The sequence below is a fragment of the Klebsiella variicola genome (assembly GCF_000828055.2).
Taxonomy (GTDB): domain Bacteria; phylum Pseudomonadota; class Gammaproteobacteria; order Enterobacterales; family Enterobacteriaceae; genus Klebsiella; species Klebsiella variicola.
Window position 1 is genome coordinate 1,997,234 of record NZ_CP010523.2, and the last position, 11,502, is coordinate 2,008,735.

An 11,502-nucleotide genomic window follows, 5' to 3' on the forward strand; every position below is an offset into this window, starting at 1 on the left:
ATCACTCTTGAGGACAAAATCGATTCAGTTAGGGTGTAAGATAGAAAATAGTTACTACCGCGAATTATTTTAGACAGTGAAAAAATAATTAATGTGATGAAGATCCGTTAATCAGGCATCGCCTGGTAATAATTTTGCAGCGCAAAAAATAGCCTTAGTTATTGCAAATTCAGGTAAATTTTTTCCAATTTCGATCTATATTTTGCTATGTTTAACTTCCGTTTAATTACTCAGGAGTATAGGGCATAGCCCGCAGTATGGACCGTCATCGACGTCTTTTCACTTTCTGGCACCTGGTTGCCACCTCCACGCATCACGCTTTTCTCTCAGCACCTATTGTCGCGCCCATGCATGACATGGCGATGACTCAGCTTGCCGCTAACCGGAGTCGTACATGGAATTGTTAATGGATCCCTCAATCTGGGCTGGCCTGTTGACGCTTATCGTTCTGGAGATTGTGCTCGGTATCGACAACCTGGTGTTTATTGCCATCCTGGCGGACAAACTGCCGCCGAAGCAGCGCGATAAAGCGCGACTGATCGGCCTTTCGCTGGCGCTGGTGATGCGCCTGGGGCTGCTGTCGGTGATCTCCTGGATGGTGACCCTGACGAAGCCGCTGATTACTATCGCTGATTTCTCCTTTTCCGGGCGCGACCTTATCATGCTGCTCGGCGGGATCTTCTTGCTGTTTAAGGCGACGACTGAACTGCATGAGCGGCTGGAAAACCGCCAGCACGATAGCGGTCACGGTAAAGGGTATGCCAGTTTCTGGGTGGTGGTACTGCAGATCGTGGTGCTGGACGCCGTCTTCTCTCTGGATGCGGTGATCACGGCGGTCGGGATGGTTAACCATCTGCCGGTGATGATGGCGGCGGTGGTGATCGCCATGATCATGATGCTGCTGGCGTCGAAGCCATTGACGCGCTTTGTCAACCAGCACCCGACGGTGGTGGTGCTCTGTCTGAGCTTCCTGTTGATGATCGGCCTGAGCCTGGTGGCGGAAGGGTTTGGTTTCCATATTCCGAAAGGGTATCTGTACGCGGCGATCGGTTTCTCGATCATCATCGAGTTCTTTAACCAGGTGGCGCGACGCAACTTTGTCCGACATCAGTCGACGCTGCCGCTGCGTGCCCGTACCGCGGATGCGATCCTGCGCCTGATGGGCGGCCGGAAACAGACCTCCGTCAGCCATGACGCCGACAGCCCGGCAGCCATACCGGTGCCGGAAGGGGCGTTTGCCGAAGAAGAACGTTACATGATTAACGGCGTGCTGACGCTGGCCCAGCGCTCCCTGCGCGGTATTATGACCCCGCGCGGTGAAATCAGCTGGGTCGACGCCGAACAGAGTGATGACGAAATTCGTCGTCAGCTGCTCTCGTCGCCGCACAGTCTGTTCCCGGTCTGCCGCGGAGAGCTGGATGAAATCATTGGTATCGTGCGGGCGAAAGAGTTGCTGGTGGCCCTTGAGGCGGGCGAAAACGTTGCGGCGCTGGCCTCCGCCTCCCCGGCGATTGTCGTCCCGGAAACGCTGGACCCGATCAATCTGCTCGGCGTTCTGCGCCGCGCGCGCGGCAGCTTTGTCATCGTGACCAACGAGTTTGGCATGGTGCAGGGGCTGGTGACGCCGCTGGACGTCCTGGAAGCCATCGCCGGTGAATTCCCGGATGCCGATGAGACGCCGGAGATCGTCATTGACGGCGATGGCTGGCTGATCAAAGGCTCGACCGACCTGCATGCGCTGCAGCAGGCGCTTGGACTGGATGCGCTGGTCAATGAAGATGAGGATATTGCCACGGTGGCCGGGTTGGTGATCGCCGTCAATGGCCATATCCCGCGCATTGGCGACACCGTGTCGCTACCGCCGCTGCAGTTTACCGTGGTGGAAGCGAATGATTACCGGGTCGACCTGGTCCGCGCGGTGGTCACCCGTCCGCTGAGCGACGAAGAAGAGTAATTGCCCTGCTCGTCGGCCCCTGTGGCCGGCGAGCTATTCTCCCCCCTCGCTTTTCTGCCCCTCTCTGTCTGCCAGCCACGCCGGAAACGCCTCTATCGGCATCGGCCGGGCATAATAAAATCCCTGCAGCACATCGACGCCGTGGCCCCGGAGATAGCTTTCCTGCTCCAGCGTCTCCACCCCTTCGGCCACGGTAACGATATTCAGACGGTCGGCGAGGGCTATAATAATATCCGTCACCGTGGCATTGACGCTGTCTATCCCGACGGAACTGGTAAACGAGCGGTCGATCTTCAGCACGTCCGGCCGCAGTTTTTCCAGCCACGAGAGCGAGCTGTTACCGGTGCCAAAATCATCTATCGCCAGCTGGACCCCTTTTAAATGCAAATGTTCGGCCATGTGCTGGTCGCCATCCTGCAGGACATCACGTTCGGTGAGTTCAACCACCAGCTGTTGTACCGGATTGACGCTAAACCAGTAATTGTGCAGGTCATGCAGCAGCAAACCGTGTGCAAAGTGACGGGCAGCGACATTAATCGCGATATGAAAATGCGGCTCGCTGGGGAAGGCGTCCAGGCGGCGGGCGGTTTCGGCGATCTCATAGCGGGTGAGGGGAATAATCAGATTGTCCCCTTCGGCGATGGGAATAAATACCTCGGGCGAAATCTCGCCGCGGCGGGGGTTGTTCCAGCGCAGCAGGATCTCCACCCCGCAGCAGCGTCCGCTGCGCGCATCCTGCAGCGGCTGGCACCAGAGGGTAAATTCCCGGGCCGTGATGCCGAGACTTATCTCTCGCGAGAAACTCATTCTGCCGGCGGTGGCCAGCCAGGCGATGCCGGTCATCAACAGGCTGAAGATGAGGGCCAGCGGCAGCTCACCGGGCAGCTCCTCCAGCGCGATAGTCGCGGCGCCCGGACCGTTAATATTGATGGTAAAGGGAAATTCTGTAGAGCGCTGGCGATAAATCACCGACGCCTGCGGGGCGTGCGCTTTGTCAATCAGGCCGAGGCCGCTGATAAAATAATGGTCGCCGACCTGCAGGCTGACGTCGCTGATCAGGGGCGATTTTTCCTTGAGAATTAAGGTTCCCAGCAGCTCGATATTGACAATTAACATCACGCCGTCGAAGCCGCTTTCCGAGGCTGGATACCACTGGATCAGCACCGGTGTGCCTTTGAGCAGTGAGTTGTCGGTAGAAAAGAGCAGTAAGGGGTGGTGAGCCGGAAGCGCGGGCTGCAGCTGGTGCAGATCCGCCTGCCGTTGCCCAAAGATACTGGAACAGTAGATCATCCCTGACGCCACCAGCGCGACGGAGCGGACCGTCTGCAGCGAGGCCGCCATTTTGCGCAGTGTGAGATGAATATCCATGCAGGGTTTGTCGACCAGGGAGAGTAGCGTCGCCCGCTCTGCGCTCAGCGGACGCAGGATGTTATCCAGCGCCGTGACCCGCTGGCTGGCGGCAGTGCGAATGTACTCTTCATTTACGCTACGCTGTGAAATAAATCGGATAGCTAAGGTGGTACCCAGGGTTAGCAGGGCTACCAGCAGGCAGACAATAATGCGTTTGCGACGATAGGCCGTAATGACTTTTTGTGCAGTCTGCATGTGCGACACCCTGTCGACAGGACGAGTGGTTAAGCGTGGCTTATTTAATAGAGCAATTGTAGTGGCAGAATATCGCCAGGTATAGAAAAAAGAAAATGCGCCGTTGAAGGCGCATCAGGGAGATTTCAGTCACCAGGGTTATCCCCCTGCGCGCTTTGCGGGCGCAGGGGGGGACGAACAGTTTAGTCACACTGAACTTTAATCGCCAGGCCGCCGCGGGAGGTTTCGCGGTACTTGGCGTTCATGTCTTTACCGGTTTCGTACATGGTCTCGATCACTTTGTCGAGCGAGACGCGCGGTTCGCTGGTACGGCGCATCGCCATTCGCGCGGCGTTGATTGCCTTGACGGAGGCGATGGCGTTACGTTCAATGCATGGCACCTGCACCTGGCCGGCGACCGGGTCGCAGGTCAGGCCGAGGTTGTGTTCCATGCCGATCTCCGCCGCCACGCAAACCTGTTCCGGGCTGGCGCCGAGCAGTTCAGCCAGGCCCGCCGCCGCCATCGAGCAGGCAACGCCCACTTCACCCTGACAGCCGACTTCCGCTCCGGAAATGGAGGCATTCATCTTGTACAGCGCGCCGATCGCCCCGCAGGCCATAAAGTAGCGGATATAAATTTCCGGGCTGACGGATTCGATAAAGTGGTCGTAATAGGCGAGTACCGCCGGAACGATGCCGCAGGCGCCGTTGGTCGGCGCGGTCACCACGCGACCGCCGGCGGCGTTCTCTTCATTGACCGCCAGTGCGAACATATTGACCCAGTCAACGACGTTCATCGGATCGCTGGAGAGCTTATCGCTGGCCACCAGCAGACGACGCAGCGCCGAGGCGCGACGCGGCACGCGCAGCGGACCAGGCAGCACGCCTTCGGTGTTCATCCCGCGGTCGATACAGGCGCGCATGGTCTGCCAGACGTTGGCGAAATAGTCCTCGATCTCTTTTTTGCTGTGCAGCGCCAGCTCGTTTTGCATCACCATCCCGGAGAGCGACAGGCCGGTCTCTTTACAATACGCCAACATTTCCTGCGCCGATTTAAACGGGTAGGGCACCTGCAATTCATTGGCGTTTTCTTTGCCGAAGTGCTCTTCATCGACGATAAAGCCGCCGCCAATCGAGTAATAGGTCTTGCAGTAGATCTCTTTCTCGCCGGCCCAGGCATGAATGGTCATGCCGTTTTCGTGCAGCGGCAGGTTGTCGCTGCGAAAACGCATGCCGTCATCCGCCGGGAAGTCGACCTCGTGCTGGCCGTTGGCCAGCAGCAGTCGGCCGCGCGCCTCGACGTCACGGATAAATGCCGGGATTGCGTCAATATCGACCGTATCGGGCTGATTGCCCGCCAGTCCCATGATAATGGCGATGTCCGTATGGTGGCCTTTGCCGGTTAATGACAGCGAGCCGTAGACGTCAACCGCCATACGGGTCACCGCATTAAGCAATCCTTTTTCGACCAGGTCATCGACGAACTGTTTACCGGCCTTCATCGGGCCAACAGTGTGGGAAGATGAGGGACCAATCCCCACCTTGAACATGTCGAATAGACTAATCACGATAATACTCCTGACAGGGTTACCGCGGGTGCGGTAACGATGTAATAACTGCGCATAGTGTAAGAGGGAAGCGCGCTGCCAGTTGAACTATTCACATGAATTAAACTAATGGATAACCGCGATTTTACTAATAGTGAGAGCGCTCTCTCATAAACAGTATAGCTAAGGTCGAGCGCCAATTTGCAGCGCCAGTTCGCGAATGATCCCGGCGGTCATTCCCCAGACAAAATAATGCTGGTACCAGGAGAGCCAGACGCGGTGGTCGTTACCCCGACGGTGGATGTCGAGCGGATGGTAGCGCCCCAGGCGCAGGGCTTCGGCGAGGGGCATTTCAAATACCGCTGAGACTTCGTCCTGACTGGCGTGATAGTGCAGATTGGGGGGAATAATGCCCACCACCGGCGTCACCTGAAAACCGGTGACGCTGTCCACCGGCGGCAGAACACCGATCACCTCGACGGCTTCCGGCGGGATCGCGACCTCTTCCTGGGCTTCGCGCAGGGCGGCGGCGATAAGCGTCGCATCGGTATTATCTACCGCGCCGCCGGGAAAGGCGACCTGACCGGCGTGCTTGCGCAGCAACGGCGAACGCTGGGTCAGCAGCAGGCCGGGCTGCGGCCGGCGCACGATCGGCACCAGCACCGCCGCCTGCCGCTGATTGAGCGCATGGCGCGAAGGCTGGGGGCGCAGCAGCTGGAAGCGGGACAGAAAATCATCCAGATTGAGGGCGTGGTCCGCCATGGTCTAGTTCTCCAGTTGGTGCAGGATACGATTAACTTTATCAAAAGTTTCCTGATATTCCGCATCTTCCTCGCTGTCCGCGACGATACCGCCTCCAGCGGAGCAATACAGTTGCCCCTGCCAGGCCGTCAGGGTGCGAATGGTGATGCTGGTATCCATATTGCCGCAATAGCTCAGGTAGCCAATGCTCCCGCACCAGGCGTTACGTCGCTGAGGTTCCAGTTCATCGATAATCTCCATCGCCCGGACCTTCGGGGCGCCAGTGATAGATCCCCCGGGGAAGGCGGCGCGCAGCAGATCGCTGGCATGCAGCGTCGCCGGTAAGCGGGCGGTGATGGTGCTGACCAGATGATGGACCGCCGGGAACGGCTCCACCACGAACAGCTCGGGTACCCGCACGCTGCCCGGCACGGCGACGCGGCCGATGTCGTTGCGCATCAGGTCGACAATCATTAAATTCTCGGCGCGGTCTTTCGGGGAGTTCGCCAGCTTCTCAGCCTGCCGCGCATCTTCCTGCGGCGAATCGAGCCGCGGCAGGGTGCCTTTTATCGGGCGTGTCTGGATCTCTCCCTGGCGCAACTGAATAAAGCGCTCCGGCGACAGGCTTAAAATCGCCCCTTCCTCGAGGCGAATAAAGGCGCTAAAGGGGGCGCGGTTGGCGGTATTCAGCTGGCGGAAGGCCTGCCACTCATCACCGACGTAGCGGGCCTGAAAACGCTGGGCGAGGTTGACCTGATAGCAGTCGCCGCTGTGCAGATAGGCCTGCACCTGGCGAAATTTCTCGCCGTACTGCTGGCGGCTCATATTTGACTGCCAGGCAGAGGTCAGGGCGAAAGGTTTCATCGCCGGACGGGATTGCGCCTGCAGCCACTGCAGGCGCTGCTGCGGATCGTCATAGCTGAGCAGCGAAATTTGCTGGCGCTGATGGTCGACAATCAGCGCCCAGTCATAGATCCCCACCGCCATATCCGGCAGCGCGATATCGGCCTGCGCGTGCGAAGGGAGACGCTCAAAGCGGCGGCCCAGATCGTACCCGAATAGTCCCAGCGCGCCGCCAAGAAACGGCAGATCGTCATAGGGCTGCGGCGTGAACGGCTGACGATCCAACTGCTGTTGAAGCAGTTGCAGCGGATCTTCCGCGGAGACAAAAGCGGTTTCGCCGTCATCGACCCACGTCTGTTCACCGCGCGTCAGCAGCGTGGCGCGCGGGGCAGCCACCAGAATATCAAAGCGGTTATGCGGATGGTCGGCAAAGCCGGAATGCAGCAGCATCGCCCAGGGAAGGGCGCTTAACGGCGCAAAATAGTGTTCGGCCGCATCCGGGCGCCAGGGAAGGGTAATAATCGCGGGGGACAACATCTTTCTCGATCCTGAACGTTGCCGTCCCTCTGGCGTAGGCGGGGACGGCGTGAAATAATTACGCCCCACAATGTAGCAGGAGTAAAAGATGTTTGCAGGTTTACCTTCGCTGAGTCACGAGCAACAGCAAAAAGCGGTCGAACGTATCCATGAGCTAATGGCCCAGGGGATGAGCAGCGGCCAGGCGATTGCCCTGGTGGCGGAAGAGCTGCGCGCAACGCATACCGGCGAGCAGATCGTCGCGCGCTTTGAAGATGAGGATGAAGATCAAGACGAAGATGAGGACGACTAATTACACCGCGGCGATAATTTTGATCTCAACTTTATACTGCGGGTTCATCAGCGTCGCTTCCACCGTGCAGCGCACCGGGGCGTGACCGGCCACCACCCACGCGTCCCAGGCTTTATTCATTGCCGCAAAGTCGCTTTTATCGGCGAGGAAGATGGTGGCGTCAAGAATACGCGACTTGTCGCTGCCCTGTTTTTCCAGCACCGCGTCAATCTGCGCCAGGGTATTGGCGGTCTGCTCGAAGGCGTCGGCATCAAGATTTGCCGGCACGCCGGTGTAGTACAGCGTCTGGTTGTGGATCACCACGTCTGACCAACGGGCTTCGGCATCAATACGCGTAATTGTCATTTCTTTTTCCTCTTTGAGCATTCCATTCGGCTGCGGCAAGACTGCCATAATGTTCCGCTCGCGTCACTACCTGGACTGGCGAAACGCCGTCCTCCCTGACATAATCACTGTCCAAATAACCAGGGGGCAATGTGATCGACGATTTTGCAGCAGACGGCCAGCTAGCCAAAGCCATACCGGGATTTAAGCCGCGCGAGCCGCAGCGCCAGATGGCGAAAGCGGTGAGCGAAGCGATTGAGGCCTCCCGACCGCTGGTGGTGGAAGCGGGGACCGGAACCGGTAAAACCTACGCTTACCTGGCGCCTGCGCTGCGGGCGAAAAAAAAGGTGATTATCTCCACCGGCTCGAAAGCGCTGCAGGATCAGCTCTACAGCCGCGATCTGCCCACCGTCGCCAAAGCGCTCAAATTCACCGGGAAACTGGCGCTGCTCAAAGGGCGCTCCAACTACCTGTGCCTTGAACGTCTTGAGCAGCAGGCGCTGGCGGGCGGCGATCTGCCGGTACAAACCCTCAGCGATGTGATCCTCCTGCGCTCCTGGTCGAATCAAACCCAGGATGGCGATATCAGCACCTGCGCCAGCGTCGCGGAAGACTCCCAGGCCTGGCCGCTGGTCACCAGCACCAACGATAACTGTCTCGGTAGCGACTGCCCACTGTATAAAGATTGCTTCGTGGTGAAGGCGCGTAAAAAAGCGATGGACGCCGACGTGGTGGTGGTCAACCATCACCTGTTCCTGGCCGATATGGTGGTCAAAGAGAGCGGCTTTGCCGAGCTGATCCCCGAGGCGGAAGTGATGATCTTCGATGAAGCCCATCAGCTGCCGGATATCGCCAGTCAGTACTTTGGTCAGTCGCTCTCCAGCCGCCAGCTGCTGGATCTGGCGAAAGACATCACTATTGCCTACCGCACCGAACTGAAAGACACCCAGCAGTTGCAAAAATGCGCCGACCGCCTGGCGCAAAGCGCTCAGGATTTTCGCCTGCAGCTGGGGGATCCCGGCTATCGCGGCAACCTGCGCGAACTGCTGGCGGATAGCCACATTCAGCGCGCGCTGCTGCTGCTCGATGACGCGCTCGAGCTATGCTATGACGTCGCCAAACTTTCGCTGGGCCGCTCGGCGCTGCTCGATGCCGCCTTTGAGCGCGCCACCCTCTATCGCGGGCGCTTAAAGCGGCTGAAAGAGATTAACCAGCCGGGCTACAGCTACTGGTATGAGTGCACCTCGCGCCACTTTACTCTCGCGTTGACGCCGTTGACCGTGGCCGAGAAGTTTAAAGAGGTGATGGCGCAGAAGTCGGGAAGCTGGATCTTTACCTCGGCGACGCTGTCAGTCAACGACGATCTGCATCACTTCACTGCCCGGCTGGGGATCGATGAGGCGCAGTCCCTGTTGCTGCCGAGCCCCTTTGATTATCAACATCAGGCGCTGCTCTGCGTGCCGCGCAATCTGCCGCTGCCGAACCAGCCTGGCGCGGCGCGCCACCTGGCGGCGATGCTCAAGCCGCTAATCGAGGCCAACGACGGCCGCTGCTTTATGCTGTGTACCTCGCACGCCATGATGCGCGATCTGGCGGAGCAGTTCCGCGCCACCATGACGCTACCGGTGTTGCTGCAGGGGGAAACCAGCAAAGGCCAGCTGCTGCAGCAATTCGTCAGCGCCGGCAACGCCCTGCTGGTGGCCACCAGCAGCTTCTGGGAAGGGGTCGACGTGCGCGGCGATGCGCTGTCACTGGTGATCATCGATAAGCTGCCGTTTACTTCGCCGGACGACCCGCTGCTAAAAGCGCGCATGGAAGATTGCCGGCTGCGCGGCGGCGATCCGTTCGATGAAGTGCAATTGCCGGAAGCCGTCATCACCCTCAAACAGGGGGTGGGACGCCTGATCCGCGATATCGACGATCGCGGGGTGCTGGTGATCTGTGACAACCGGCTGGTGATGCGCCCCTACGGCGCGGTGTTCCTGGCCAGCCTGCCGCCCGCGCCGCGGACCCGCGATATCCGCCGGGCGGTGCGCTTCCTCGCCGTGCCGCCGGCAAGGTAATCCGCACTAAAATGTGTTAAGCTGCGCGCCATTTTGTTAATTAGCGGTTCCCAATAGACTTCGGGCGGTATGGCGGCGGGTTGGCCGTTTGCCGGAAAACAGGCTGCCTGAAGGCCTGAACTATGTAACGAGAGCGTGACCACCCATGCGAATTTTGGCTATCGATACCGCCACAGAGGCCTGCTCCGCGGCGCTGTGGAATGATGGCACCCTTAGTGCTCATTTCGAAATTTGTCCCCGCGAACATACCCAACGTATCCTGCCGCTGGTGCAGGAGGTCCTCACCGAGAGCGGCGCCACGCTGACCGAGCTGGACGCGCTGGCCTTTGGCCGCGGTCCGGGTAGCTTTACCGGCGTGCGCATCGGCATCGGTATCGCTCAGGGGCTGGCGCTGGGCGCTGAGCTGCCAATGATCGGCGTTTCCACGCTGGCCACCATGGCGCAGGGCGCCTGGCGCAAAACTGGCGCCACCCGCGTGCTGGCGGCTATTGACGCGCGGATGGGCGAAGTCTACTGGGCCGAGTACCAGCGCGACGAGCAGGGCGTCTGGCATGGCGAAGAGACGGAAGCGGTGCTCAAACCGGAAGCGGTAGCCGAACGGCTGGCACAGCTTTCCGGCGAATGGGCCACCGTCGGCACCGGCTGGCAGGCGTGGCCGGATCTGGCGAAAGCGAGCGGACTGACCTTAAGCAGCGGCGAAATTGAATTGCCGGCGGCGGAGGATATGCTGCCGTTAGCCTGTTACCTGCTGGCGGCGGGGAAAACCGTGGCCGTGGAGAAAGCGGAGCCGGTTTATTTGCGAAACGAGGTGGCGTGGAAGAAACTTCCAGGCCGCGAGTGAATCTCAGTAACAAGAAGACTGAGAAAAGGAGTCGCATCATGGCGGGTCAAAAACAGGGCGTTCGCTGGCTGTTAGCCGCGGCGGTTGCCGTTGCGCTAAGCGGCTGCGTGTCAGTGCCGGATGCCATCAAAGGCACCAGCCCTACGCCGCAGCAGGATTTAGTGCGGGTGATGAACGCCCCGCAGCTGTACGTTGGCCAGGAAGCACGCTTTGGCGGCAAAGTGGTCAATGTGCAGAACCAGCAGGGTAAAACCCGCTTAGAAATCGCCACCGTACCGCTGGACAGCGGCGCACGGCCTGTGCTGGGCGAACCGTCTCGTGGGCGGATCTATGCCGACGTTAACGGCTTCCTCGATCCGGTCGACTACCGCGGCCAGCTGGTCACCGTGGTCGGGCCGATTGCCGGCGTTGTCGACGGCAAAGTGGGCAGCACGCCGTATAAATTTATGCTGATGAACGCCATCGGTTACAAACGCTGGAACGTGGTGCAGCAGGTGGTGATGCCCCCGCAGCCCATCGATCCGTGGATGCTGGGTCCGCGCCCCTGGGGTTACGGCTATGGCGGCTGGGGCTGGTACAACCCCGGCCCAGCTGAGGTGAGAAACGTCGTAACCGAATGATTTTGTTGTTTATGTTAGTTCAAAGAAACAGCGGCCGGTCCGCTGTTTCTTTGTTTTCAGTCGAATAAGAAAAAAAATAGTGACGCGCTTCGCAACCTGCTCATTGCCTAATTAATAAACTGGTACGCTGAGTTAATATAATGTTAACAAAATGTA

At 59.1% G+C, this 11,502-nt stretch carries 10 protein-coding genes; 5 read left to right on the forward strand and 5 right to left on the reverse strand.

Annotated features, from left to right (window positions below):
• Positions 1-394 precede the first annotated feature (394 nt).
• Complete coding sequence (gene yoaE / locus SP68_RS09375) at positions 395-1,954, forward strand: CNNM family cation transport protein YoaE (RefSeq protein ID WP_008804290.1); 1,560 nt, start codon at positions 395-397, stop codon at positions 1,952-1,954.
• A 33-nt stretch (positions 1,955-1,987) separates the two neighbouring features.
• Here yoaE and SP68_RS09380 read toward each other — a convergent pair whose 3' ends face one another.
• The 4 genes from SP68_RS09380 to pabB form a co-directional block, all read right to left on the reverse strand.
• Entirely contained in the window at positions 1,988-3,559 is a 1,572-nt protein-coding gene (locus SP68_RS09380; protein WP_040968662.1) for an EAL domain-containing protein, read from the reverse strand.
• Positions 3,560-3,741: 182 nt separating this feature from the next.
• Complete coding sequence (gene sdaA / locus SP68_RS09385) at positions 3,742-5,106, reverse strand: L-serine ammonia-lyase (protein ID WP_032730721.1); 1,365 nt, start codon at positions 5,104-5,106, stop codon at positions 3,742-3,744.
• A gap of 162 nt (positions 5,107-5,268) precedes the next feature.
• Complete coding sequence (locus tag SP68_RS09390) at positions 5,269-5,847, reverse strand: CoA pyrophosphatase (protein ID WP_008804292.1); 579 nt, start codon at positions 5,845-5,847, stop codon at positions 5,269-5,271.
• Between the two features lie 3 nt (positions 5,848-5,850).
• Positions 5,851-7,206, reverse strand: a complete 1,356-nt coding sequence (gene pabB / locus SP68_RS09395; protein WP_022066242.1) for an aminodeoxychorismate synthase component 1 — start codon at positions 7,204-7,206, stop codon at positions 5,851-5,853.
• A gap of 88 nt (positions 7,207-7,294) precedes the next feature.
• Between pabB and SP68_RS09400 the strand changes: the two genes are divergently transcribed.
• Positions 7,295-7,498 (forward strand): YoaH family protein, encoded by a 204-nt coding sequence (locus tag SP68_RS09400; RefSeq protein ID WP_008804294.1) that lies wholly within the window; start codon positions 7,295-7,297, stop codon positions 7,496-7,498.
• Here the strand turns inward: SP68_RS09400 and SP68_RS09405 are convergent, their stop codons facing one another.
• The gene (locus SP68_RS09405) at positions 7,499-7,843 is read right to left on the reverse strand and encodes a RidA family protein (RefSeq protein ID WP_002910910.1); all 345 of its coding nucleotides are present in this window, start codon (positions 7,841-7,843) and stop codon (positions 7,499-7,501) included.
• A 131-nt stretch (positions 7,844-7,974) separates the two neighbouring features.
• On the opposite strand from SP68_RS09405, the gene SP68_RS09410 reads away from it, so the two are divergent.
• From SP68_RS09410 to SP68_RS09420, 3 genes are all read left to right on the forward strand, one after another.
• The gene (locus SP68_RS09410; protein ID WP_008804295.1) at positions 7,975-9,885 is read left to right on the forward strand and encodes an ATP-dependent DNA helicase; all 1,911 of its coding nucleotides are present in this window, start codon (positions 7,975-7,977) and stop codon (positions 9,883-9,885) included.
• 145 nt (positions 9,886-10,030) lie between these two features.
• On the forward strand, positions 10,031-10,726 hold the full coding sequence (tsaB, locus tag SP68_RS09415) for a tRNA (adenosine(37)-N6)-threonylcarbamoyltransferase complex dimerization subunit type 1 TsaB (RefSeq protein ID WP_008804296.1): 696 nt from the start codon (positions 10,031-10,033) through the stop codon (positions 10,724-10,726).
• 38 nt (positions 10,727-10,764) lie between these two features.
• Positions 10,765-11,346: a Slp family lipoprotein gene (locus tag SP68_RS09420; protein ID WP_008804297.1), complete on the forward strand. Its 582-nt coding sequence runs from the start codon at positions 10,765-10,767 to the stop codon at positions 11,344-11,346.
• Positions 11,347-11,502 lie beyond the last annotated feature (156 nt).

What these genes read in the sequence shown, in the direction of transcription:
- yoaE (WP_008804290.1), top strand. Translation starts at nt 395, where the DNA reads ATGGAATTGTTAATGGATCCCTCAATCTGGGCTGGCCTGTTGACGCTT.
- SP68_RS09380 (WP_040968662.1), bottom strand. Translation starts at nt 3,559, where the DNA reads ATGCAGACTGCACAAAAAGTCATTACGGCCTATCGTCGCAAACGCATT.
- SP68_RS09390 (WP_008804292.1), bottom strand. Translation starts at nt 5,847, where the DNA reads ATGGCGGACCACGCCCTCAATCTGGATGATTTTCTGTCCCGCTTCCAG.
- tsaB (WP_008804296.1), top strand. Translation starts at nt 10,031, where the DNA reads ATGCGAATTTTGGCTATCGATACCGCCACAGAGGCCTGCTCCGCGGCG.
- SP68_RS09400 (WP_008804294.1), top strand. Translation starts at nt 7,295, where the DNA reads ATGTTTGCAGGTTTACCTTCGCTGAGTCACGAGCAACAGCAAAAAGCG.
- SP68_RS09405 (WP_002910910.1), bottom strand. Translation starts at nt 7,843, where the DNA reads ATGACAATTACGCGTATTGATGCCGAAGCCCGTTGGTCAGACGTGGTG.
- SP68_RS09420 (WP_008804297.1), top strand. Translation starts at nt 10,765, where the DNA reads ATGGCGGGTCAAAAACAGGGCGTTCGCTGGCTGTTAGCCGCGGCGGTT.
- pabB (WP_022066242.1), bottom strand. Translation starts at nt 7,206, where the DNA reads ATGTTGTCCCCCGCGATTATTACCCTTCCCTGGCGCCCGGATGCGGCC.